This window comes from Palleronia sp. THAF1, assembly GCF_009363795.1.
Lineage (GTDB): Bacteria > Pseudomonadota > Alphaproteobacteria > Rhodobacterales > Rhodobacteraceae > Palleronia.
This window is the reverse complement of record NZ_CP045420.1, coordinates 1,481,172-1,505,045: the sequence shown is the minus strand read 5'-3', so window position 1 is coordinate 1,505,045 and position 23,874 is coordinate 1,481,172. Positions and strand designations below refer to the sequence as shown.

Genomic DNA, 23,874 nt, shown 5'->3' with positions numbered 1-23,874 from the left:
CCTTCCGATGGGTAGCGAAATAGCAGTCATTGCAATCGTCGCAGTCTTCAGCGTCGGTGTCGGGTTTTTCCTGCGCCGTGAAGGTCAGAAGCTGGACGCGGACGATCGGCAATAAGTATTAACGCCACAGCAGAAACGAAAAAGGCCGGGGCATGGACCCCGGCCTTTTCGCGTTTGATGGCAGAACTTACTGCGCCGTATTCGCCTCGGTCACCGACTCGAAGGCGGCAGTGAAACCGGACAGGCTGATCGTCAGGTTGATCGGCGTCTCGGGCGCGGCGGCCGGGAAGATCGTCAGACGACCGGCGGCACCGCGCTTGAATTGGTCGATCTCGCCTTGTGAGAAGCCGATGCGCGACAGGCATCCCTGCGCGGCACAGAATTCGAACGGATAACGGCGCGCCTGGCTACCATCGACAGAGATCGTGATGTTCTTGGTCAGTAGCGTCTCCAGCGGCGTGATGATGGTCGATCCGGCCACGGCGGGCTGACCGGCGGGCAGGGGGAAAACGCTCATCTCGGCCACGGCGTTGCCGTCGGCGTCGCGCAGGAGCTGGTAGATCTGGCAGGGGTCAGCACCCTCTGGCCGACGCACGCAGCGCTGCTCCCAGTCGCCGAAGGTCTCGGCGATGTAGTTGGTACCGGCGGCGTCGCTGGCATCGGCCTCTTCTGCAGCAGGCTCACCCATGTTCAGCGCGTTGGGGTCGGTCGGCGTGACCACGTCCTGAGCGGGTTCGGTCGCAGGAGCCTCGGTCGCGGTATCATCGGTCGCGTCCTGCGCGATGGCGGCAGGGGCGAACCCAACCAGCAGACCGGCGAGGCACAAGGATTTCAGTAGATCGGACATTGTATTTCCCATTTGAAGGACGGGTGGACTGCCGGGGCGCTTAGCATGTCATCGCTGCGCTGTCAGTCCCGATTTCGATAACAATGGCCACCGCGCCAAGAGGGTAAAATGCGAAAAAGGCCCCGTCGAGGGGGCCTTTTTCAGCAGTATTCTCCCTGGCGGACTGGCCAGCCTTTTTTCATTGGGTCGGACGCTAGTGAAGGCGCTTGCTTGCGTCAACAGCCAATTTCGAGGCTTTTGGCGGGGCCCGAGTGAAGCGCTTGGGCGCAAAAATGGCCGCGCCCGGAAAGCGCGGCCAGTCCATCAGGGAGAGTGATCCAGCCGCACCCATGGGCAAGGCGCAACCGGATCGTCACCATGACTAGCACCCAAGGGTTAAGGATGTATTGTCGCTGCGGAACGACAGCCAAGGAGCGGGCATGGACGACGATATCTTCGTGGGCGGCGGGGGCGAAGGCTACGGCGATCCTCAGGTTCTTTTGATGAAATACGCCAACCGTCACGGCCTTATCGCGGGTGCGACGGGCACCGGCAAAACGGTCACGCTTCAGATTTTGGCAGAGAGCTTCTCGGCCCGTGGCGTACCGGTCTTCCTGTCCGACGTGAAAGGTGACCTGTCCGGTCTTGCCGCCGCCGGCAGCGCCGACTTCAAGCTGCACGACGCCTTCATGTCCCGAGCGGAAACGATCAATTTCGCGGACAGCTTTAAATACGAGTCCTTCCCGGTGACGTTCTGGGATCTTTTCGGCAAATCCGGCCATCCCGTCCGCACCACAGTGGCCGAAATGGGCCCGCTGCTGTTGTCTCGTCTATTGGATCTGACCGAGGCGCAGGAAGGTGTGGTAAACATCGCCTTCCGCATGTCCGACGAGCAAGGAATGCCGCTGCTGGACCTGAAGGACTTGCAGGCGCTGCTGGTCTGGTGTGGCGAGAACGCGGACGCGCTGGAACTGCGCTACGGCAATATTTCTCGATCTTCCATCGGTGCGATCCAACGGCGGCTTCTGGTGATCGAAAACGAAGGCGGCGCAAACCTCTTCGGGGAACCGGCGTTGGAACTGGCTGATATCATGCGGACCGACACGGACGGGCGCGGGCCGATCAACATCCTGGACTCTGGCAAGCTGATGTCCTCGCCGCGCCTCTATGCGACGTTCCTGCTGTGGCTGCTGTCGGAACTGTTCGAAGAGCTGCCAGAGATCGGCGACCCGGACAAACCCAAGCTGGTGTTCTTCTTTGACGAGGCGCACCTGCTGTTCGAGGACGCGCCCAAGGCATTGGTGCAAAAGGTCGAGCAAGTCGCACGGCTGATCCGCTCGAAGGGGGTGGGCGTTTACTTCGTCAGCCAGAATCCCGACGATATCGACGAGGACGTGTTGGGACAGCTGGGCAACCGTGTGCAACACGCTCTGCGCGCTTTCACCGCGCGCGACCGCAAGGCCCTGCACCGTGCCGCCGAAACCTACCGCACCAACCCGCGTTTCGACACCGAAGCGGCGATCAGAGAGGTCGGCGTGGGCGAAGCGGTGACATCTTTCCTGATCAAGAAGGGCGCGCCGGGCGTCGTGGAACGCACGCTGATCCGTCCGCCGTCATCCCAGCTTGGGCCAATCTCCGCAGACGAGCGCCGGGCGGTTATCGCAAGCTCTCCGGTCGCCGGGAAGTATGAGGCGCAGGTCGACCGCGAAAGCGCGTTCGAGATGCTCAAAGCCAAGGCAGAGCAGGCCGCTAAAGAGGCCGAAGAGGCCGAGCGCAAGGAAGAGGAGGCCGAGGCCGCCGAACGCGAATACCGCGCCGGACGGCGCTATACCGGCACCGGCGTGGAACGGTCCACATCGCGCGGCAAGCCCGCGCGCAAGGATGACAGCTTCGGCGGCGCGATGGCGCAGATCGTTATGAAGGAACTGAAGGGCACGACCGGCCGCCGCATCGTGCGCGGCATCCTTGGCGGATTGTTCAAGGGGCGGTAAGCGGGCCGCCCAAGGAGGGTATTCAAGAAAAGCAAAAAAGCGCGTCCGCGTCGTTCTTTGCTTTTGCAAATACCCACTCCACGACCCGGCTTACCCCTCCGCCCGCGGATACAACCGCGTGATGCCCTCGGCCCCGGCGCGGGCAAGGTCTGGGTCCAGCGTCATGGGGATATATTCGCCCCGCCGCCACAGCTCTCCCAGATCGTCGTAGTGGCGTGACAGCGGATGGCCCGATTGCCCGGTCGACAAGATGAACAACGACGACTCGGGGTCTGCGAAGTCGTAGATGCCCCGGTAGCCAGCGCCGTGGACGTTGGTGAACGGGTCCGGATCGGTGCCGGACGTGCGGCCCCGGCGCAGCGTGTTGTCGCCGCCGCTGGTGGATTGCCGGATGTTCACGATCCAGCTGAGGCCCGGCGCGTCGCCCAGCACGGGATGCTCGTGCGCAGCCTCATGCGCGTCGCCCCAGCGAAGCGACTCCAGTGCTGTGCCGTAGCGCTCGTCGATCCAGACCAGCGCGTCGTCCAAGGCGAATCGTGCCATGTCCGCGCAGGTCTCTATCCTTGCCGATTGGGTCACGTCGCACCATTCCGATGCGCCGTCGACGTCGCGGTAGACACGTTCGATGAACAGCGGCTCGACGTGGTCGAATTCATCCGCCAGCGGCCCAAGCTCGTCGCGGATCAGCCGGTCTTGCAGGGCGCGCAGCCAGGCGGCGTAGATCAGCGGCTCTGGCAGATGTTCGTTCATCTCGCCGTTCCAGCTGGCCAGCAAGGCCAACGCACGTTGGCGCAGGCGCTCTGGCGTGCCTTCGGGCGCCGCTTCTCCGGTGAACCATAATTCGGCCCCCACCAGCGGCAGCAGCGAGCGGGCGGTGAAGGAAACAGTATCCAGTTGCGCTTCCATGAAGCTTTCGCGGGTGTGCACCTCGCGGCCCTGCATCAGCCGTTGCCAGCGTTGCACGCGTTGCGTGTCGCCCCACAGATAGGAGACATGCATCGGGAATTCGCGGTCGATGATCTTGTTGTTTGTGTTGCCCAGAATGCCGCCCTGCGGAGCGCGAAACTCGGGGTTCGACGCGTAGGGCAGTATGCCGTCCCAACGGTTCGCCTCGATCCAGCCGGGGGTGGGCAGACGCCCCTTGGATTGGTGGCCCTCGCGACGGCGGGGCAGGGTGCCGATGGTCTTCATCGCGATGGTTTCGCGGTCGACGACCGTCAGGTTCTGTGACGGGCCGACGAAGCCCTCGGCGGCGTCGATGGCCTCTTCCACGGACCCCGCGCGCATCAGGGCGAGGGCCGCGCTGATAGAGGTGTCTTCATCGTTCAGCGCCGTCCACGCGACGCTGGCCACGTGGCCCGGCGGCGTGATCGTGCCCAGATCGTAATGTGCACCCGGCAGCACGGGGCCGTTGTCGGTCCAGCGAAGGGTCAGAGTCGTATCCGCGCCGTCCTTGATCCGGATGATCGAGGGGCGGGTCCGCATGGCCTTCCAGCCCTCGGGCGTGCGCACTTGGGTCGGATTGTCGGGGTTCAGCCGCTCGACATAGACGTCCTGATCGTCGGCGTAGGACGACGTCAGCCCCCAGCCGATGCGGTCCGAGCGGCCAACCAGCACCACCGGCATGCCGGGGATCGTCCCGCCGATAACGCCGCCGGACTCCAGTTCTAAGCGGGCCAGATACCAGATCGCCGGTGCCGTAAAGCCAAGGTGCGGATCGTTCGCCAGCAGAGTGCCGCCGCTGGCTGAGCGTGATGGTGCCGCCGCCCACGCGTTCGACGCCCCCCCAAGGCCACGCGGGGCGATAGGGCTGAGCGCCGGGCGCGGTGTGGTTTCGGCGAAGCGGATGTCTTCGGACCCCGGCACCAATGACGCATACTCTGGCAGGGCGGCGATCCCATCACCGGGTACGTCGGGCATCAAGTCGGACAGGCGCGTATCGTCGTCCAAGGCAAGGGACACGCGGGCGCGCAGCACTTCCTCGGTGATGTGGGCCGAGAGTTGCAGGCCCATCAGCTTGATGATCGCAAGGCTGTCGGCGGGCTGCCACGGGGCGATGGACGGCTCGAACAGCCAGAACTCCGGCGCGCCGCGTCCGCGCGCCCCGCTGTTCACTTCCTCGATCCAGGCATTGACTCCGTCGGCGTAGGCGCGCAGCGCGGCGGTCGCCTGATCGTCTTGCGCGGCGACGGAGCGGGTGGCGAGGGTGTAGATATCCAGCCTACGCAGCAGCTCGTCGGTGCGGGCGGTGCGCGCGCCGAAGATTTCAGACAAGCGGCCCTGCGCGGTGCGGCGCAACAGGGTCATTTGCCAAAGCCGGTCTTGCGCGTGGGCAAGGCCCAGACCGAAGAAGACGTCTTCGTCCGTTTCACCAAAGATATGCGGGATGGAATTGGTGTTACGCACGATCTCGACCGGGGCGGTGATGCCGTCGACGGCAATGGTCTCATCGAAGTCCGGCAGTGAACGCGACAGGAACCAGTAGCCGAGCAGCAGTGCCACGGCCCCCAGAAGGATGAGCGCCGAGGCGATGCGGACAAGCCAGCGAAAGAGGGTAATCATCAAGGTCTCCGGTTGACCGGCGCGGGGGGCAGGTTAAGCCAGTGCTTAGACAATGCCGTCGGGGAGGAAAAGCATGGCACGTATCGCGTTCTTGGGACTTGGGGTCATGGGCTATCCCATGGCGGGGCATCTGAAGGCGGCGGGCCATGAGGTCAGCGTCTACAATCGCACGACGCAAAAGGCCAAGGATTGGGTCGCAGAACACGGCGGCACCATGGGCGAGACGCCTGCCGAGGCCACGAAGGATGCCGAGATCGTGTTTTCCTGCGTGGGCAACGATGACGACCTGCGTGGGGTCTGCACCGGAGACGATGGTGCCTTCGCCGGCATGTCCACGGGCGCGCTGTTCGTGGATCACACCACTGTGTCGGCGGCGGTGACGCGGGAACTGGCGGAAGCGGCATCGCAGAAGGGTATCGGTTACGTGGACGCGCCGATCTCTGGCGGACAGGCGGGCGCCGAGAATGGCGCGCTGTCGGTGATGTGCGGCGGGGCGCAAGTCGACTTCGACCGGGCGGCACCCGTGATCGACGCCTACGCCAAGATCTGCCGCTTGATCGGTGACGTGGGCGCGGGTCAGACCACCAAGATGTGCAACCAGATCGCTATCGCGGGGCTGGTGCAGGGTCTGTCAGAGGCGCTGCACTTCGCCGAGAAGTCAGGCCTCGACGGTCGTGCGGTGGTCGAGGTCATCAGCCAGGGAGCGGCAGGATCGTGGCAGATGAATAACCGCTATGAGACGATGCTGGACGATCACTTCGAGCATGGCTTTGCCGTGGATTGGATGCGCAAGGACTTGGGGATTTGCCTGCAGACCGGCAACGAGATCGGTGCCGCGCTGCCCGTCACCGCGCTGGTGGATCAGTTCTACAAGGATGTGCAGAACATGGGCGGTGGCCGATGGGATACCTCTGCCCTGATCGCGCGCCTGCGGAAACTGGCGTGATCTGAGTATTTAAGAAAACAAAGAAGAAGGGGCGCGGTCTGCTGAAAACCGCGCCCCCTTTATTGTTTTAAGAAATACTCACCTTTTGGCGGATCAGGCCTTCTTGGCGTTCCGCTTGCGCTCATGCGGGTCCAGATAACGCTTGCGCAGGCGGATGGCGTTGGGCGTGACCTCGACCAACTCGTCGTCGTCGATGTAGGCGATGGCCTGCTCCAGCGTCATGGTGACAGGCGTAGTCAGCTTCACGGCCTCGTCGGTGCCGGAGGCGCGCACGTTGGTCAGCTGCTTGCCCTTCAGGGGGTTGATCTCAAGGTCATTGTCGCGGCTGTGCTCGCCCAGGATCATGCCGGTATAGACCGCTTCCTGCGCGCCGATGAAGAACTTGCCGCGATCTTCCAGCTTCCACAGGGCGTAGGCGACAGAGGTGCCGTTCTCCATCGAGATCAAAACACCCTGACGGCGGCCCGGAATCGGGCCCTTGTGCGGGGCCCAGCTGTGGAACACGCGGTTTAGCACGCCGGTGCCGCGCGTGTCGGTGAGGAATTCGCCGTGATAGCCGATGAGACCGCGCGAGGGGATGTGCGCGATGATGCGGGTCTTGCCCGCGCCGGCCTGCTTCATCTCGACCAGATCGCCTTTGCGGGCGCCGGTGATCTTTTCGATGACGGCACCGGAATACTCGTCATCCACGTCGATTGTGGCTTCCTCGATCGGCTCGTGCATCACGCCGTCGATTTCGCGCATCAGCACCTTGGGGCGGCTGATGGACAGCTCGAACCCTTCGCGGCGCATGTTCTCGATCAGCACGCCCATCTGCAATTCGCCGCGACCGGCAACTTCGAAGGCTTCTCCGCCCGGCGTGTCGCTGATCTTGATGGCGACGTTGGTCTCGGCCTCTTTCATCAGCCGCTCGCGGATGACGCGGGACTGGACCTTCTTGCCGTCGCGGCCCGCCAGAGGCGAGTCGTTGATGCCGAAGGTGACGGTGATGGTGGGCGGATCGATGGGCTGAGCGGGAAGCGATTCGTCTACCGCCAGCGCACAGATCGTGTCAGCCACGGTGGCCTTGGACATACCCGCGAGCGAAACGATATCGCCCGCCAGCGCTTCGTCGATATCCTGCTGGGCGAGGCCACGGAAGGCCTGGATACGGGTGACGCGAAACTGTTCGATCTTCTGGTTCGAGCGTGACAGCGCCTGCACCGTCGCACCCACCTTCAGGCGGCCCGATTCGACACGGCCGGTCAGCAGGCGACCAACGAAGGGGTCGGCGCCCAGGGTGGTGGCCAGCATGCGGAAGTCTTCATCCGTGCGGGACTGCTGCTTCGGCGCGGGCACGTGACGCACGATCAGGTTGAACAGCGCGTCCAGATCCTTGCGCGGGCCGTCGAGTTCCGCATCGCACCAGCCGTTGCGGCCAGAGGCGTAGAGATGCGGGAAGTCGAGCTGATCTTCATCTGCCTCTAGTGAGGCGAAGAGGTCGAACACCTCGTCCAGCGCGCGGTCTGGCTCGGCGTCGGGCTTGTCGACCTTGTTCAGCACCACGATGGGGCGCAGGCCCAGCGCCAACGCCTTCGACAGAACGAACTTCGTCTGCGGCATCGGGCCTTCGGCGGCGTCCACCAGCAGCACCACGCCGTCGACCATGGACAGGATGCGCTCGACCTCTCCACCGAAATCGGCGTGGCCGGGGGTGTCGACGATGTTCAGACGGCAGTCTTTCCATTCGAGCGAGGTGTTCTTCGCCAGAATGGTAATGCCGCGCTCGCGTTCCAGATCGTTGCTATCCATCGCGCGCTCGGCGACCTGCTGGTTTTCGCGGAATGCGCCGGACTGTTTGAGCAGTTCGTCCACCAGCGTTGTCTTGCCGTGGTCCACGTGAGCGATGATCGCGATGTTGCGCAATTGCATGGGGTCGTCCTTTCGGGGGTCGCGCGGGCCTTACCGTGCAACCGCAGCAATGGGAAGTGCGAAAGGGTCAGGGGGTGTCGGACGTTCCGTCGGGATCCTTCACCATCCGCATCGGCAGCGGTTCCTTGAAAGTCAGCGTGCGATAGGGGAACGGAATCTCCATTCCAGCATCATCAAGCGCGCGTTTGACAGCGGCCACCACCTTGTCGCGGCTGGCGCGGATGTCGACGGGGCGCGATCCGGTCCACCACGTAACCTCGAAGTTGATCGAGCTGTCGCCGAACTCCTGCGCGAAGATCTGCACGTCGCGCACGTCGTCGCGGACCGAGTCGACTTCCTTGACGGCCTTGACGATCACATCGCGCGCGGCGTCCACATCGGTATCGTAGGACACGCCTGCGATGATGGTCGTGCGGCGCAGGCCTTGGGCGGTGCGGATCGTGACCGGGTTCTTGAAGAACATCGCGTTAGGGGCGACAACCAATTGGCCATCGGTCTGGCGGATCAGCGTGTCGCGAACGGTGATGTCTTCGACCTGCCCGTCGATCCCCTCGCATTCGATGAAGTCGGTCTTGGAAAAGGGCTCTCGGAACAGCAGCAGGACACCGGCGAGGAAGTTCTCGAACACGTCCTTGAAGGCGAAACCGATGGCCACGCCGCCGACACCCAGCGCGGTCAGGGCCTTGCCCGGCGTGATGGTCGGAAAGGCGATGGTGACAGCGATCAGCACGCCGAACAGCCACATGAATACGGTCAGCAGCATCACGATGACTTCGCGCAGCGCGCCACGCATCTTGGCCCGCTTCAGGGCGCGGGGCACGGCGAAGCCGACAAGTTTTACCGCTAGCCAGACGAGGACAAGCCAAAGCAGCGAAGCGAGGATCAGCGGCAGGATTCGCCAGAAGCCGTTGGTATATCCGACGATTTGGTTGCGCATGGGTTCCGGCAGGACCTGCCAGAATTGAAGGATAAGATCTTCCATTGCGGGCCAGTTAGGGCGAAGGCCCTGTCTTGCTAGTGGTGTGCGGTGTTCGAAAACAATTGGATCACGACGATCCCTGCCAAGATCAGCCCCATGCCAAGGATGGCGGGCATATCCAGCCGCTGGCCGAAGACGACCCAGCCGATCAGCGAGATCAGTAGGATACCAAGGCCAGACCACATGGCGTAAGCCACGCCCACGGGCAGGCTGCGCAGGGTCAGGGACAGGAAGTAGAAGGCGACCGTGTAGCCCAGCACGACCAGCACGGACGGCCCGAGCCGGGTGAACTGCTGGCTTGCTTGCAGGGCCGAGGTGCCGATGGTCTCTGCCGCCACGGCGAGGACGAGATACAGGTATGGCATCGGCGGGCCTTATGTTGCGACGTAGCGGTCGCGGCGGTGATTGATGGCGATGACAAGGTTCACGACCACCGCCCCCAGCAGGGACCACACGACGATCCAGAACGGGAAGATGGCGAAGGCGACGGCAAAGAGCATCGCGTCGAAGCCAAGCTGGACGTAGCCCGCCTGAATGCCGAAGCGGTCCTGCGCATAAAGTGCTGCGACGCCGATCCCGCCCAGCGATCCGCCGTGACGAAACAGCGCCAACAGGCCCGCACCGGTCAGCGCGCCGAAGATCAGCGCGCCAAGCGCGGGGTCCAGCGTCTGGATGGAGAACCCGTTAGGGATCAGCTCGGTCAGGATCGACAGGATCGTGACGGAGATCAGCGATTTGAGCGTGAAGGTCGGACCAAGCTGCTTCCACGCCAGCACATAGAAGGGCAGGTTCACCACGAAGAAGACGGCTCCGAAGGACCAGCCCGTCAGGTAGGACACGATAACCGCCAGCCCGGCGGTCTGGCCCGTGACCAGCCCGTTGAACGTCAGGATTTGCAATCCGATCGCGCAGCAGAAGGTGCCGAAGGCGATGCCCTGCGCGTCGTCGAGCGTGGTGTGCCGTGTCGTTTTCTCCATGCCCCCCGTTCGCATGAGCCACGGTGGGGAGCAAGGATCACTCGACTGTCACGCGCGCTGTCGCGGTCTTCGGCGGGATGCCCTGATCGCGCACGTCGATGGCGTAGACGCCCGTGCGCATGGGGTGAAAGCTGAACCGAGCAGAACCCTGATCGTCGCATTCGACTGCACGGAAGCTTAGACCCTGCGCGTAGAACTCGATATCCACCTCTCCGACCGACAGAACCCGGATGTGGCTGTCTTCCACCAACTCGGTCGCCTCGAAGTGGAACCCGGTCTCTGATGTCAGTTCCTCGGGGCAGACGAAGTTGAAGCGGTAATAGCCGCCTTGGGCGAGCGTGAAGTCTTCGGCGCTGAGCATCGGCGCACCGTCCGGACCGTGGGTCACTTCTAGGAACAGATCCTCCGGCGCGCCAGAGCCGACCCGACCGGGGGTTTGGTCCTGCGCATGGGCGGCTGTCAGTGTGGACAAAAGGGCAATCGTGACAAGGCGCATAGATGACTCCGCTGAACTGGTTTCGATGCAGCCCATCGCAGACACGAGCCGCTCGCAATGCGGCGAAAGTGCCATTGCCGGGTAGCGCTTGCGGTCCACGTGATGCACTTAACAAATGGAGACCTGCCGTGCGCCACATCGCCATTGCCGTCCTGCTGATCGCGGCGCCCCTTCATGCCGCCGAGGATGAAGCGGTCCAGCGTCTGATCGAGGAACGCGCCTGTCGCGATTGCGATCTGTCGGGTGCGGATCTGACCGGGGCTGATCTGATCGACGTTTACGCGACCTACACGGTCTTTGACGGCGCGACCCTGTCAGGGGCCAACCTGTCCGACGGTTTCATGCCCTTCGCCCGCTTCGCCGCTGCCGATATGACCGGCGCCGTGCTGGACAGGTTGAACGCGCGGCAGTCGATCTTCACGGACGCTGATCTGACCGATGCGCAGGGGGTCGAGGCGGCGTTGCCGGGTGCGACGTTGGCCGGTGCGCTGATGGCAGGGGCCACCTTCACCAATGCCTATCTGATGGGCGCGAACTTAAGCGACGCGACGATCACCGGCGCGGACTTCAGCGGGGTCGATCTCACGGGGGCCGTCCTGACGAATGTGGACCTGACCGACACCACGCTGGAGGGCGCTGTGTTGGACAACGCCGGTCTGTCAGGTGCCGTTCTGTGTCGGACGGTAATGCCGGACGGCAGCCGCGATGATCGCGGCTGCTAGACCTTAGCCCAGCGCTTTCGACAGGTTATCGTCGATCTTGTCCAGGAAACCGGTCGTCGTCAGCCAGCGCTGTTCCGGCCCGACCAGCAGGGCCAGATCCTTGGTCATGTGACCGGCTTCCACAGTGTCCACGACGACCTTCTCCATTGTCTCTGCGAATTCCATCAGCTTGGCGTTGTCATCGAGTTTCGCGCGGTGGCGCAGGCCGCCTGTCCAGGCGAAGATCGACGCGATGGAGTTGGTGCTGGTCTGCTCGCCCGCTTGGTGCTGGCGGTAGTGGCGGGTGACCGTGCCGTGGGCGGCCTCGGACTCCACGATCTTGCCGTCCGGCGTCATCAGGATAGAGGTCATCAACCCAAGCGAGCCGAAGCCCTGCGCGACGGTATCAGACTGCACGTCGCCGTCGTAATTCTTCGTGGCCCAGACGTAGCCGCCTGACCATTTCATCGCCGACGCGACCATATCGTCGATCAGCCGGTGTTCGTACCACAGGCCGGCTTCTTCGAACTGGTCCTTGAATTCAGCGTCATAGATGCGCTGGAAGGCCTGCATGAATTGGCCGTCGTAGGTTTTCAGGATGGTGTTCTTGGTCGACAGGTAGACCGGGTAGCCGCGCTTAAGACCATAGTTGAAGGACGCACGGGCGAAATCGTCGATGCTGTCGTCAAGATTGTACATGCCCATGTAAACGCCAGAGGAGGGCGCCTTGAAGACTTCTTCCTCCATGACCTCGCCATCGTCTCCGACCCATTTCATCGACAGGGTGCCGGGGCCGGGGAACTTCATGTCGGTGGCGCGGTACTGGTCGCCATAGGCGTGGCGTCCGATGATGATGGGCTGCGTCCAGCCGGGCACAAGGCGCGGCACGTTGCGGCAGATGATCGGTTCGCGAAAGACCACGCCGCCCAGGATGTTGCGGATCGTCCCGTTGGGAGAGCGCCACATCTTCTTCAGGCCGAACTCCTCCACCCGGCCTTCGTCCGGGGTGATCGTGGCGCATTTCACGCCGACGCCGACTTCCTTGATCTTCTCGGCGGCGTCGATGGTAATCTGATCGTCCGTCGCGTCACGGCTTTCCATGCCCAAGTCATAGTAGAGCAGGTCTATATCCAGATACGGCAGGATCAGCTTTTGCTTGATGAAATCCCAGATGATGCGGGTCATCTCGTCGCCGTCGAGTTCGACGATGGGGTTGTCGACTTTGATCTTGGCCATGCGAAGTGGCTCCTGCCAGTTGTGCGTCGCACCGGGACGTAAAGCCCCGGTGCGTGGGTTTTAACCGATGATGCGGTTCAGGGTTTCGGATGGGCGCATGACGCTGTCACGCTTGGCGTCGTCGGGGTTGTAGTAGCCGCCGATCTCGCCACCGCTGCCTTGTACTTCGGCCAATTCACCGACGATCTTCTGTTCGTTCTTGGCCAGCTGTTCGGCGATGGGCGTGAACTCTTCGAGCAGCTCCTTGTCGTCGGATTGCGAAGCCAGCGCCTCTGCCCAGTAGCGTGCGAACCAGTAGTGGCTGTCGCGGTTGTCGGGCTCTCCCACCTTGCGCGACGGCGAACGGTCGTGGTCCAGAACGCCTTGGGTCGCGGTTTCCACGGCCTGACCCAGCACGCGGGCCTTGGCGTTGTCGCGGGCGTCGGCGAAGAATTTGAGGCTTTCGGCCAGCGCGCAGAACTCACCCAGGCTGTCCCAGCGCAGGTGGTTTTCCTCGACCAGCTGCTGCACATGCTTTGGCGCAGAGCCACCGGCGCCCGTCTCAAACAAGCCGCCGCCCTGCATAAGCTTGACGATGGACAGCATCTTGGCGCTGGTCGCCAGTTCCAAGATCGGGAACAGGTCGGTCAGGTAGTCGCGCAGTACGTTGCCGGTGATGGCGATGGTATTCTCGCCCTTCGTGATCGTTTCGAGCGAGGCGCGGGTGGCGTCGCGGGGGGCCATGATCTCGAACTTGTCGGCCACACCTTCGGCCTCCAGCATCGGCTTCACGTAGGCGATCAGCTCGGCGTCGTGGGCGCGGTTCTCGTCCAGCCAGAAGATCGAACGAAAGCCGGTTTCGCGCTGGCGCGCGATGGCCAGCTTCACCCAGTCTTCGATGGGGGCCTTCTTGGCGGAGCAGGCGCGCCAGATGTCGCCCTTTTCAACGGCGTGCTCATGCAGCACCGTACCGTCGTCCAGGATCATCTGAACAGTACCGGGCTCGCTGATCTCGAAAGTGAAGGGGTGGCTGCCGTATTCTTCGGCCTTCTGCGCCATCAGGCCGATGTTCTGAACGGTGCCGGCGGTGGCCGGGTTCATCTTGCCGTTGGCTTTGAAGAACGCGATCGTCTCGTCGTAGACTGGCGCGTAAGAGCTGTCGGGGATGACGCAGGTGGTGTCGTGCTGCTGGTTGTCCGGCCCCCAACCCTTGCCACCGTCGCGGATCAGCGCGGGCATGGAAGCGTCGATGATGACGTCGGAGGGCACGTGCAGGTTGGTGATGCCCTTGTCGGAGTTCACCATGTACATGGGCGGGCGCTTCTCGCGGATCGCTTCTATGTCGGCCTCGATCTCCGGGTGGCCTTCGACCTTCTTCAGCAGCGCGCCGAGGCCCGCGTTGGGATCGACGCCCAATTCGTCCAGCTTTTCGCCGTGCTTGTCGAAGACGGGCTTCAGCCAGGCGCGGACCGCGTGGCCGAAGATGATCGGGTCAGACACCTTCATCATCGTCGCCTTCATGTGCAGCGAAAACAGGTTGCCGTCGGCATTGGTGCTCTCGATTTCCTGCATCAGGAAGGCGTCCAGCTTGTCCGCGCTCATGTAGGTGGCGTCGACCACGGTGCCTGCGGGATAGTCGATGCCGTCCTTCAGCACCGTCTCGCCGCCATCGGTCTTCAGCACGATCTTGGCGGTGGCGTCGCGGTCCAACGTGGCCGAGGTCTCGTTCGAGAAGAAGTCGCCGCCATCCATCGTTGCGACGCGAGTGGTGCTGTCCTTGGACCAGTCGCCCATGCGGTGCGGGTTGTTCTGGGCGAATTTCTTGACGGCAGGCGCGGCGCGGCGGTCCGAGTTGCCTTCGCGCAGGACGGGGTTCACGGCAGAGCCTTTCACCTTGTCGTAGGCAGCCTTGATCGCTTTCTCGTCGTCGGATTGCGCATCGTACGGATAGTCGGGCAGGTCGAAGCCCTGTTCCTGCAGTTCCTTGATCGCGGCATCCAGCTGCGGCTGAGAGGCAGAAATGTTGGGCAGCTTGATGACGTTCGCTTCCGGCGTCTTCACCCATTCGCCAAGCCACGCCAAGTCGTCGCGCGCCCGTGCGTCGTCTTTCACGCGGTCGGGGAAGGCGGACAGGATGCGGCCCGCAAGGCTGATGTCGCGGGTCTGGATAGTGATGCCTGCGGCACGTGCGAACCGTTCGATGATCGGCAGCAGGGACGCGCTGGCCAGCTCGGGTGCCTCGTCCACTTTGGTATAGACGATATCGGGGGTGTTCGATTCGGACATGGAAGCCTCTTTCGCGGTGATCCTGAAGGTTCAGCCACCTGTTAGCCGATCGGTTCCCGTGCGGGAAGAGGGAATTGGTATGCCGATGTATACAATACGGATCTGGGCCCATAGTGGAACCGCTCCAGTTTCCGCGCGTCATTGGGGAAAGGAGAATACCATGGATATCATTCGCGTCATCCTCGCCATCTTCATCCCGCCGCTGGGCGTGTTCCTGCAAGAAGGCCTGGGCAAACATTTCTGGATCAACCTGATCCTCACGATCTTGGGCTACATTCCGGGTATTGTGCACGCTCTGTGGATCATCCTGCGCCGCTAAAGGCCCCTCAGCGACAATGCACAGACCCTGTTCGGGCGCGCGGATCGACACCGCGCGCCCGAATGTCATTTACAGCGCAGCACTTTCATCAGGAGACACCACATGTCCGATCCCAAGATCACCATCCTGTTCTATTCCACCTACGGCACGAACCACGCCGTCGCCCTGCGCGCGTCCGAGGCCATGAAGGCCGCCGGTGCCGATGTGCGCCTGCGCCGCGTGAAAGAGACCGCGCCGAAAGAAGTTGTCGAAGGGCAGGATGCTTGGAAGCAGCAACTCGCCGCGATGGATGACATCCCCGAGGCTACCCCCGACGATATGGAGTGGGCCGATGGCTACTGGCTGTCCGCGCCCACGCGCTACGGCGTCGTCGCCAGCCAGATGCGCGCGTTCATCGACACGCTAGGCGGGCTTTGGCAGGAGGGCAAGCTGGCCAACAAGACATTCACCGCGACGACCAGCTCGAACACCTCGCACGGCGGGCAAGAGATGACGCTGCAGTCGCTCTACACCAGCGCGATGCACTGGGGCTGCATTCTGGTCCCGCCGGGCTACGCCGATCCGATCAAGTTCGAGGACAATGGCAACCCTTACGGCTTCTCGAAGACCGCCGGTGAGATCACCGAAGTTGAGGGCAAGTCCATCGACTACCAGGCCAAGCGGCTGGTCCAGATGACGGGCAAATTGGTCGGCTAAACCGACAGGTCTCGTTGTGCAGAACCGAGAACGCCGCTGACCTCTTTTCTGAGATCAGCGGCGTTTTTAGTGCGGTCTTTAAGAGCGGCTTACCGCGTCGTCTCTGTCAGGCGGCGCTTCACGTAGTCTTGTGTCATCCCGATCATGGTTTCCATGTGCGGGTCTTCGAAGAAGTGGCCCGCGCCCTCGATTTCTTCGTGGGTGATCGTGATGCCCTTCTGCTCATGCAGCTTGTTCACCAGCGTATGCGTATCCTTCGGCGGTGCAACGCGGTCGGCGGTGCCGTTCACGACCAGACCCGACGCGGGGCAGGGGGCAAGGAACGAGAAGTCATACATGTTCGCGGGCGGCGACACGCTGATGAAGCCCGTGATTTCGGGGCGGCGCATCAGAAGTTGCATGCCGATCCACGCGCCGAAGGAGAAACCCGCGACCCAGCAATGCTTGGCGTTGGCGTTCATGGACTGCAGGTAGTCGAGCGCGGACGCGGCGTCCGACAACTCTCCAACGCCTTGATCGTATTCGCCCTGCGAGCGGCCGACGCCACGGAAATTGAAGCGCAGAACCGTAAAGCCCAATTGGTGGAAGGCGTAGTGCAGGTTGTAGACGACGCGGTTGTTCATCGTGCCGCCGAACTGCGGGTGCGGATGAAGGATGATCGCGATCGGCGCGTCGACCTTCTTCTGCGGATGGTAGCGGCCTTCCAGCCGACCTTCGGGTCCCGGAAAGATCACCTCGGGCATGGGGAAAGCTCCTGTCTGGGTTTGCCGGGATGGACCGGGCCGCATATTGTTGACGGCATTGGTCGGAAACCTTAGAACCGTTCTAAACAGCCCGTCGGAAGCCACCGGCGGGATCGACGCATGCAGGTAGCCGCGACGCGCGGTGCCGTCAATGGCCGGGGGCCGTCTTGAAGCTAAGCACCAAGGGCAGATACGCGATGGTCGCGCTGACCGACCTGGCGCTGGAAGGCGACGGTCGGCTTGTGTCGTTGTCCGACCTTTCGGCGCGTCAGAACGTGTCGCTGGCCTATCTGGAGCAGCTGTTCGTCAAGCTGCGCCGCGCCGGTCTGGTGGAATCGGTGCGCGGTCCGGGCGGCGGCTACCGTTTGGCCCGCTCGCCTTCGGATATCCGTGTCTCTGACGTGCTTGAGGCGGTGGATGAAACCGTATCGGCTCTGGCCGTGGGGGCAGGCGCGAAGGGCGGCGGATCGGGCACCCGCGCGCAGTCTTTGAACAACCGCTTGTGGGAAGGGCTGTCGGCGCAGGTCTACGTGTTCCTGCACCAGACGCGCCTGTCGGACATCGTCGGAAACGATCTGGCCCCATGCCCGGCGGTGCCTGCGTTGTTCGAAGTGGTGGATGAGCCGGAACCGGCGCGACAGTGAGTATTTTTGACAAGATGAAGCAGACGCGCACCTACCTCGACTGGAACGCCTCGGCTCCTCTGCGGTCACAGGCGCGGGATGCGATGGCGGCGGCGTTCGATGTGATGGGCAATCCGTCTTCGATCCATGCCGAGGGCCGTGCGGCGCGCGCAGTCGTCGAACGCGCGCGGGCGCAGATCGCAGTAGCGGCGGGGGCTGAGGGTGCCGATGTGGTGTTTGTCTCGGGCGCGACCGAAGCGGCGGCGCTGGCCTGTGCAGGGCGCGCGTTGTCCTGCGCGCCGGTCGAGCATGAGGCCGTGCTGGCGTGGTGCAGTGCTGTCTTGCCGGTGGATCCGCAGGGTGCCGTAACCGTCGCCGACCCGGCCCGAACGGCGTTGCAGGCCGCGAATTCCGAAACGGGCGTGGTGCAGACCCTGCCGGACGGCTTGGCGGTCGTGGATGCCACGCAGGCCTTCGGCAAGCTGCCGTTCGCCTTCGATTGGTCGGGCGCGCAGATGGCGTTCGTTTCGGCGCACAAAGTCGGTGGACCCAAGGGCATCGGAGCGTTGTTCCTGAAACGGGGCCTTGACCTTGCCGCGCACATCCGCGGTGGCGGGCAAGAGATGGGCCGCCGCGCGGGCACAGAGAACGTTGCTGCCATCGCGGGCTTTGGCGCTGCGGCAGAAGCGGCGCAGGCCGATCTGGACTCAGGTGTCTGGCAGGCCGTGGCAAAGCGGCGCGATCGGTTAGAGGACGCGTTGAGAAATGAGGCCACCGACCTTACCTGCGTAGGGAAGCAGGCTGCGCGCCTGCCGAACACTTCGCTGCTTGTAGCTCCGGGCTGGAAGGGCGAAACGCAGGTGATGCAGATGGATCTGGCGGGCTTCGCGGTGAGTGCCGGATCGGCTTGCTCCAGCGGCAAGCTCCGCGGTTCGGGCACGCTCGCCGCGATGGGATTTTCGCCCGAGGATGCGGGATGCGCCCTGCGCGTCTCTCTTGGGCCGACAGTAACGGATGACGACGTGGACAGGTTCGTTGAAGCCTGGACGCGTCAATGGAACAAGCACCGGGCGCGCGCCGCCTGAGAAGGAGTTGACGATGAGCGATCAGGTCATGGAAGCCAAGGAAGGCGTCGATCAGGAAACCGTGGATGCGGTGCAAAGCCTGTCGGGCACCTACAAGCACGGCTGGAACACCGAGATCGAGATGGATTTCGCGCCGAAAGGTCTCACGGAAGACATCGTGCGCCTGATCTCGGAGCGGAACGAAGAGCCAGAGTGGATGCTGGAGTGGCGGCTGGAGGCCTTCGCCCGCTGGCAGCAGATGGCAGAGCCCGATTGGTCTATGCTGAAGTATGCGCCGGTAGACTACCAGGAGCAGTATTACTACGCCAAGCCCGCCAGCATGGTCGAAAAGCCCAAGTCGCTCGACGAGGTGGACCCCAAGCTGCTGGAAACCTACGAAAAGCTGGGCATCCCGCTGAAGGAGCAGTTGATCCTCGCCGGTGTCGAGAACGCCGAAGAACAGGCCAAAGACATCGACGACGACGCCACCGGGGGTCGTAAGGTCGCGGTGGACGCGGTGTTCGACTCCGTCTCTGTCGGCACTACCTTCAAGAAGGAACTGGCCAAGGCGGGCGTCATCTTCTGTTCGATCTCGGAGGCGATCCGCGAGCATCCCGAATTGGTCAGGAAGTACCTCGCATCGGTCGTGCCGGTGCAGGACAACTACTTCGCCACGCTGAATAGCGCCGTCTTCTCTGACGGGTCGTTCGTCTACATTCCCAAGGGCACCCGCTGCCCGATGGAGCTGTCGACCTACTTCCGCATCAATGCCGAGAATACCGGACAGTTCGAACGCACGCTGATCATCGCGGACGAGGGCAGCTACGTCAGCTATCTGGAAGGCTGCACCGCGCCGATGCGCGACACCAACCAGTTGCACGCGGCAGTTGTGGAAATCGTTGCGCTGGACGATGCAGAGGTGAAGTACTCCACCGTCCAGAACTGGTATCCGGGCGACGAGAACGGCAAGGGCGGCATCTACAACTTCGTCACCAAGCGCGCCGATTGCCGTGGCGCACGGTCGAAGGTGTCGTGGACGCAGGTGGAAACTGGCTCTGCGCTGACATGGAAATACCCGTCCTGCATCCTGCGGGGCGATGACAGCCAAGGCGAGTTCTACTCCATCGCCATCACGAACAACTGGCAGCAGGCCGACACCGGCACCAAGATGATCCACCTGGGCAAGAATACGCGCTCGCGCATCGTGTCCAAGGGCATCAGCGCGGGCCACGCGCAGAACACCTATCGTGGTCTCGTGTCCATGCACCCGAAGGCCAAGAACAGCCGCAACTACACCCAGTGCGACAGCCTTCTGATCGGCGGCGACTGCGGGGCCCACACGGTTCCGTATATCGAGGTGAAGAACAACACCTCGCGCGTCGAGCACGAGGCGACGACGTCAAAGGTGGACGACGACCAGATGTTCTATTGCCAGTCCCGCGGCATGGACGAGGAAGAGGCCGTGGCCCTGATCGTCAACGGCTTCTGCAAGGAAGTGCTGCAGGCCCTGCCGATGGAATTCGCCATGGAAGCGCAGCAGCTTGTAGCGATCTCGCTGGAAGGGTCCGTGGGCTGATGAAGAGCCTGTTCGGCAACAAGGAGGTCAAGTTGAAGTGGCCTGACGGTAAAAAACCGTGGGATCCCCACGTGCCGCTGGATTTTGTGACTCAGGGCCAGTTGCACTTTCTAAGGCAGTCCGCCCCGATCCTTCTTGCTGCAATTCCATCCGGACTCTTCATCGGTTGGTTGCTGCGACAGTTCGGCGTCTCTGACATGATCTACTTGCCAATTGGCCTTCTGGGCGGCCTTGCGTTCGGCTCTGCGGTTTTTATCGCGTGGAGGAACCGTTCAAATGGGTGAACTCGACCCCATCCGCGCGCCCGAGAAGGCGCGGTTCTTTCGCACGCTAAGCGTTGGCGTCTTCGTGGTGCTGGGGCTGATCATGTTCATGGCGTGGTGGCTACAGGCGCCGATGCCGCGCGTGCTGATCGTGATTGCCGCGTCGTCGGTCGTCGGCTGGGTCGCGGGCAAGGTAATGTTCAGGAGGAAGCGATGAGCCTTTGGATGAAGACCGAGATGGTGCTGACAACCACACCTTCGATCGAAGGCAAGCGGATCACTCAATACCACGGCATCGTCGTGGGTGAGGCCATTCTGGGCGCAAACGTCTTTCGTGATTTCTTCGCCGGAATCACCGATGTGCTCGGCGGTCGGTCCGGCAGTTATGAAAAATCGCTGAACGAAGCGCGGGAGACCGCGATGAAGGAACTCGAAGATCGGGCGCGGGATGCGGGCGCGAATGCCGTCGTCGGCGTCGATCTGGATTATGAGGTCATCGGCAAGGAGGGGTCCATGATGATGGTATCCGCCTCCGGCACCGCCGTGACCGTGGAATGAGAAGGTAGAATTATGCTTGAGATCAAGAACCTGCACGCCAAACTTGAGGAAGAGGATAAGGTCATCCTCAAGGGCGTCGACCTGACGGTCGAGGCCGGCAAGGTGCACGCCATCATGGGTCCGAACGGGTCGGGCAAGTCCACGCTGTCCTACATCCTTGCGGGCCGCGAGGGCTATGAGGTCACGGATGGCTCTGCCGAATTGCTGGGCGAAGACGTGCTGGACATGGACCCCGAAGAGCGCGCCGCTGCGGGTGTGTTTCTGGCGTTCCAATACCCCGTAGAGATCCCCGGCGTCGGCAACATGACGTTCCTGCGTACGGCGGTGAACGCTCAACGCAAGGCGCGGGGCGAGGAAGAGATGTCTTCGACCGATTTCCTGAAGGTCATTCGTGAGAAGGCGAAGGATCTGAAGATCGACGCCGACATGCTGAAGCGCCCCGTGAACGTGGGCTTCTCTGGCGGTGAGAAGAAGCGCAACGAAATTCTGCAGATGGCGATGCTGGAGCCGAAGCTTTGCATCCTCGACGAGACCGATTCCGGCCTTGACGTGGACGCGATGAAGCTGGTGGCCGACGGCGTGAACGCGCTGCGTTCGCCCGATCGCGGCTTCCTTGTGATTACCCACTACCAGCGTTTGCTCGACCACATCGTGCCGGACGTCGTGCACATCATGTCCGACGGCCGCATCATCAAGACGGGCGGCCCCGAGCTGGCGATGGAAGTCGAAAAGAACGGCTACACCGACATTCTGGAGGAGACCGCCTGATGGCATTGCCGCAAGCAAAGCAAGACGCGACCGAAGCGCGGCTGGCCGGTCTGACGCTGCCGCAGGGTGGCTGGACCGATGCCGCGCGCAAGGCCGCGCTAGCCCGGCTGACCGCGATGGGCCTGCCCGGCAACCGCGATGAATACTGGCGCTTTACTCGCCCAACGGACCTGAACGCCGCCGATGCACCGGCGTCCGCGCCGATGGATGAGTCGGATGAGGCCCCGATCTTCGACGGCATCGCGGTCGTGAACCTTGTGTTCCGCGACGGTGTGTTCGACGCCGATGCATCCGACAGCGACATGCCGGACGGCGTGACGGTCGAGCGTTTGTCAGAGGCGCAAGCATCCGACATCCACTGGGCGTCCGGTCTGTATGGCACGCTGGAAGCCGAAGAGCAGGACCCGGTTCAGCGCCCCTTCGCCGCGTTGAACACCGCGTTCGCCACCGAAGGCGTGCTGCTGCACGTCACCGGCAAAGTCACCACGCCGATCTGCCTGCGCTACGTGCACGAAGGCGAGACGAGCGATCCCATCCTGCACCATGTCGTCAAGCTGGACGCCGGTACGGAATTGACGCTGCTGGAGGCCGGTGCGCCGGGCGCGCGCTTCAACACCTCGATGGAGGTGGACGTCGCTGACGAGGCGCGGTTCCACCATGTGCGTGCGCAGGGCCGCAATCGCGACCGCCGCGCCAATACGCACAGCTTTGCGCGCTTGGGTCGGGAGTCGGTCTTCAAGTCGTTCACCCTGTCGCTGAATGGCGCGCTGACCCGCAACGAGCACGTCTTCGTCTTCAACGGTGACGACGCGTCGGGACACGTGGCCGGTGCCGCTATCGGTGACGGCAAGGTTGCCCCATTCCACCACGACGATACCGTGTTTGTGACCCACGACGCGCTGAACTGCGAAAGCCGTCAGGTGTTCAAGAAAGTGCTGAAGAACGGTGCGGTGGGCGTGTTTCAGGGCAAGATCCTGGTGAAGAAGGACGCGCAGAAGACAGACGGCTACCAGATCAGCCAGGCGCTGCTGCTGGACGACGACAGCCAGTTCCTCGCCAAGCCAGAGCTTGAAATCTACGCCGATGACGTGGCCTGTTCGCACGGCTCCACCACCGGTTCCATCGACGAGGATATGCTGTTCTATCTGCGGGCCCGTGGCGTGCCGCATGCCCGCGCGATGGACCTTCTGGTTCTGGCCTTCCTTGCCGAAGCGATGCAGGAGATCGAGGCCGAGGGGATCGCCGAAAGCCTGACCACCCGTCTGTCCAACTGGCTGGAACGGCACGCGGGCTAGTGGCGCTGGCGAACGACATCGCGGCAAGCTACCGCCGCCCCGGTCCGGTGATCCGGCGGCGTTTGGGCGATCCGTCCAGCGCCGAGGAGCGGGCGCTTGTGACCTGCATGCTGGCGTGCTTCCTGATCTTCGTCGCGCAATGGCCGCGCCTGTCGCGCGAGGCCTTCCTGACCGAGCAGGATGTGCAACCGATGATCGGCGGAGCATTGATGGGGTGGATCTTCATCATGCCCTTGGCGCTTTACGCGCTGGCAGGGATCAGTCACTTCGTTGCGAAACGCCTGGGCGGGCAGGGCACCTACGTGGAAGCGCGCATGGCGTTGTTCTGGGCGTTGCTGGCCGCCACGCCGCTGTGGCTGTTCTGGGGCCTGCTCGCGGGCTTCCAGGGGCCGGGCGTGGCCTTGGATATCGTCGGGATTGCGGCGCTACTGGCCTTCGTTCTGATCTGGGCCGCTGGCCTTTACGCGGTGGAGCGCCCCTGATGAACCCGACCTTCAGTGGACTGATCAACCTGGCCGTCCAAACCGTGCGAGAGCCGCGCCTGACGTTTTCGCAGCTGCGCACGCTCGATCTGCCGCGCCAGGCGTTGTGGGAGGGGCTGGTGCTGGTCGTGGCGCTTTCGGTGCTGCTGGCAGAGATTGGCAACATGATCCTGCTGGCCGGTCTGCCCGATGACGCCCAGCCGACGTCGTTTCTGTCGCCCTTCGTGCTGGGCGGGATGCAGTTCGGCATCTTCATCGTGACCATTTTCCTGATCGACTGGATCGGGCGGATGATGGGCGGCACGGGCGATCTGGATGGTGCAATCCTGTCGATCGTCTGGCTTCAGGCCATCATGGTGATGCTGCAGGTTGTGCAGACGGTTCTGTTCATCCTCGCCCCCCCCATCGCCGGACTGGCGGTGATCGTCGGTCTGGGTCTGTTTCTTTATCTGCTGGCCGCCTTCGTGGCGGAACTTCACGGCTTTGCATCCGTGGGCCGCACCTTCGCAATGATCCTCTTCGTGCTGATGGGTGTGGCACTTGGCCTCTCTTTCATTCTGACCCTGATCGGGGTCACGGTGCCCCGGTAAGGAGCCC

General features: G+C 63.0%; 25 protein-coding genes. 15 read left to right on the top strand and 10 right to left on the bottom strand.

The annotated features are described in order from the left end of the window. Window positions 1–187: 187 nt before the first annotated feature. A complete protein-coding gene (locus FIU81_RS07550; protein ID WP_124112967.1) occupies window positions 188–847 on the bottom strand; it encodes an invasion associated locus B family protein in 660 nt (219 codons plus the stop codon). Between the two features lie 419 nt (window positions 848–1,266). On the opposite strand from FIU81_RS07550, the gene FIU81_RS07545 reads away from it, so the two are divergent. Next, window positions 1,267–2,817 (top strand): helicase HerA-like domain-containing protein, encoded by a 1,551-nt coding sequence (locus FIU81_RS07545; RefSeq protein WP_124112965.1) that lies wholly within the window; start codon window positions 1,267–1,269, stop codon window positions 2,815–2,817. Window positions 2,818–2,907: 90 nt separating this feature from the next. Here FIU81_RS07545 and FIU81_RS07540 read toward each other — a convergent pair whose 3' ends face one another. Then, the gene (locus FIU81_RS07540) at window positions 2,908–5,379 is read right to left on the bottom strand and encodes a penicillin acylase family protein (RefSeq protein ID WP_124112963.1); all 2,472 of its coding nucleotides are present in this window, start codon (window positions 5,377–5,379) and stop codon (window positions 2,908–2,910) included. A 73-nt stretch (window positions 5,380–5,452) separates the two neighbouring features. Between FIU81_RS07540 and FIU81_RS07535 the strand changes: the two genes are divergently transcribed. Beyond that, a complete protein-coding gene (locus FIU81_RS07535) occupies window positions 5,453–6,325 on the top strand; it encodes an NAD(P)-dependent oxidoreductase (RefSeq protein WP_124112961.1) in 873 nt (290 codons plus the stop codon). A gap of 93 nt (window positions 6,326–6,418) precedes the next feature. On the opposite strand, the gene typA is transcribed toward FIU81_RS07535, so the two are convergent. The 5 genes from typA to FIU81_RS07510 form a co-directional block, all read right to left on the bottom strand. Then, window positions 6,419–8,236 (bottom strand): translational GTPase TypA, encoded by a 1,818-nt coding sequence (gene typA / locus FIU81_RS07530; RefSeq protein ID WP_124112958.1) that lies wholly within the window; start codon window positions 8,234–8,236, stop codon window positions 6,419–6,421. A 67-nt stretch (window positions 8,237–8,303) separates the two neighbouring features. Continuing rightward, a complete protein-coding gene (locus FIU81_RS07525) occupies window positions 8,304–9,173 on the bottom strand; it encodes a mechanosensitive ion channel family protein (protein ID WP_124113131.1) in 870 nt (289 codons plus the stop codon). 77 nt (window positions 9,174–9,250) lie between these two features. After that, a complete protein-coding gene (locus tag FIU81_RS07520) occupies window positions 9,251–9,580 on the bottom strand; it encodes a DMT family transporter (RefSeq protein WP_124112956.1) in 330 nt (109 codons plus the stop codon). Between the two features lie 9 nt (window positions 9,581–9,589). Then, the gene (locus FIU81_RS07515) at window positions 9,590–10,192 is read right to left on the bottom strand and encodes a YitT family protein (protein ID WP_124112954.1); all 603 of its coding nucleotides are present in this window, start codon (window positions 10,190–10,192) and stop codon (window positions 9,590–9,592) included. 37 nt (window positions 10,193–10,229) lie between these two features. Continuing rightward, window positions 10,230–10,688 (bottom strand): hypothetical protein, encoded by a 459-nt coding sequence (locus FIU81_RS07510; protein WP_124112952.1) that lies wholly within the window; start codon window positions 10,686–10,688, stop codon window positions 10,230–10,232. 128 nt (window positions 10,689–10,816) lie between these two features. Between FIU81_RS07510 and FIU81_RS07505 the strand changes: the two genes are divergently transcribed. After that, complete coding sequence (locus tag FIU81_RS07505) at window positions 10,817–11,410, top strand: pentapeptide repeat-containing protein (RefSeq protein ID WP_172971426.1); 594 nt, start codon at window positions 10,817–10,819, stop codon at window positions 11,408–11,410. A 3-nt stretch (window positions 11,411–11,413) separates the two neighbouring features. Here FIU81_RS07505 and FIU81_RS07500 read toward each other — a convergent pair whose 3' ends face one another. Together FIU81_RS07500 and FIU81_RS07495 are read right to left on the bottom strand one after the other, a co-directional pair. Continuing rightward, window positions 11,414–12,625 carry an NADP-dependent isocitrate dehydrogenase gene (locus FIU81_RS07500; protein WP_124112948.1) on the bottom strand — a complete coding sequence of 404 codons (1,212 nt, stop codon included), beginning with the start codon at window positions 12,623–12,625 and terminating at the stop codon, window positions 11,414–11,416. Window positions 12,626–12,685: 60 nt separating this feature from the next. After that, the gene (locus FIU81_RS07495) at window positions 12,686–14,890 is read right to left on the bottom strand and encodes an NADP-dependent isocitrate dehydrogenase (protein WP_124112947.1); all 2,205 of its coding nucleotides are present in this window, start codon (window positions 14,888–14,890) and stop codon (window positions 12,686–12,688) included. 160 nt (window positions 14,891–15,050) lie between these two features. Here FIU81_RS07495 and FIU81_RS07490 point away from each other — a divergent pair, with 160 nt between their 5' ends. Beyond that, window positions 15,051–15,209: a YqaE/Pmp3 family membrane protein gene (locus tag FIU81_RS07490; protein WP_124112946.1), complete on the top strand. Its 159-nt coding sequence runs from the start codon at window positions 15,051–15,053 to the stop codon at window positions 15,207–15,209. Between the two features lie 102 nt (window positions 15,210–15,311). Then, complete coding sequence (locus tag FIU81_RS07485; protein ID WP_124112945.1) at window positions 15,312–15,905, top strand: NAD(P)H-dependent oxidoreductase; 594 nt, start codon at window positions 15,312–15,314, stop codon at window positions 15,903–15,905. An 89-nt stretch (window positions 15,906–15,994) separates the two neighbouring features. Here the strand turns inward: FIU81_RS07485 and FIU81_RS07480 are convergent, their stop codons facing one another. After that, on the bottom strand, window positions 15,995–16,648 hold the full coding sequence (locus FIU81_RS07480; RefSeq protein ID WP_124112944.1) for an alpha/beta hydrolase: 654 nt from the start codon (window positions 16,646–16,648) through the stop codon (window positions 15,995–15,997). Between the two features lie 167 nt (window positions 16,649–16,815). On the opposite strand from FIU81_RS07480, the gene FIU81_RS07475 reads away from it, so the two are divergent. From FIU81_RS07475 to FIU81_RS07430, 10 genes are read left to right on the top strand one after another with little or no spacing between them, the layout of a single operon-like run. Beyond that, window positions 16,816–17,292 carry an Rrf2 family transcriptional regulator gene (locus tag FIU81_RS07475; protein ID WP_124112943.1) on the top strand — a complete coding sequence of 159 codons (477 nt, stop codon included), beginning with the start codon at window positions 16,816–16,818 and terminating at the stop codon, window positions 17,290–17,292. Between the two features lie 14 nt (window positions 17,293–17,306). Further along, window positions 17,307–18,356 carry a cysteine desulfurase family protein gene (locus tag FIU81_RS07470; protein WP_124112942.1) on the top strand — a complete coding sequence of 350 codons (1,050 nt, stop codon included), beginning with the start codon at window positions 17,307–17,309 and terminating at the stop codon, window positions 18,354–18,356. Window positions 18,357–18,369: 13 nt separating this feature from the next. Next, window positions 18,370–19,911, top strand: a complete 1,542-nt coding sequence (sufB, locus tag FIU81_RS07465; protein WP_172971425.1) for a Fe-S cluster assembly protein SufB — start codon at window positions 18,370–18,372, stop codon at window positions 19,909–19,911. Then, entirely contained in the window at window positions 19,911–20,195 is a 285-nt protein-coding gene (locus FIU81_RS07460; protein WP_124112940.1) for a hypothetical protein, read from the top strand. Before sufB ends, FIU81_RS07460 begins: the two co-directional genes overlap by 1 nt. Next, entirely contained in the window at window positions 20,188–20,391 is a 204-nt protein-coding gene (locus FIU81_RS07455; RefSeq protein WP_124112939.1) for a hypothetical protein, read from the top strand. Before FIU81_RS07460 ends, FIU81_RS07455 begins: the two co-directional genes overlap by 8 nt. Before the next feature lie 20 nt (window positions 20,392–20,411). After that, window positions 20,412–20,732, top strand: a complete 321-nt coding sequence (locus FIU81_RS07450; protein ID WP_124113129.1) for a heavy metal-binding domain-containing protein — start codon at window positions 20,412–20,414, stop codon at window positions 20,730–20,732. A 12-nt stretch (window positions 20,733–20,744) separates the two neighbouring features. Continuing rightward, the gene (gene sufC / locus FIU81_RS07445; RefSeq protein WP_124112938.1) at window positions 20,745–21,500 is read left to right on the top strand and encodes a Fe-S cluster assembly ATPase SufC; all 756 of its coding nucleotides are present in this window, start codon (window positions 20,745–20,747) and stop codon (window positions 21,498–21,500) included. Next, window positions 21,500–22,795 (top strand): SufB/SufD family protein, encoded by a 1,296-nt coding sequence (locus tag FIU81_RS07440; protein WP_124112937.1) that lies wholly within the window; start codon window positions 21,500–21,502, stop codon window positions 22,793–22,795. Before sufC ends, FIU81_RS07440 begins: the two co-directional genes overlap by 1 nt. Next, window positions 22,795–23,277: a YIP1 family protein gene (locus FIU81_RS07435; RefSeq protein WP_124112936.1), complete on the top strand. Its 483-nt coding sequence runs from the start codon at window positions 22,795–22,797 to the stop codon at window positions 23,275–23,277. The genes FIU81_RS07440 and FIU81_RS07435 overlap by 1 nt, the downstream gene beginning before the upstream one ends. After that, the gene (locus FIU81_RS07430; RefSeq protein WP_124112935.1) at window positions 23,277–23,867 is read left to right on the top strand and encodes a YIP1 family protein; all 591 of its coding nucleotides are present in this window, start codon (window positions 23,277–23,279) and stop codon (window positions 23,865–23,867) included. Before FIU81_RS07435 ends, FIU81_RS07430 begins: the two co-directional genes overlap by 1 nt. Window positions 23,868–23,874: the final 7 nt, after the last annotated feature.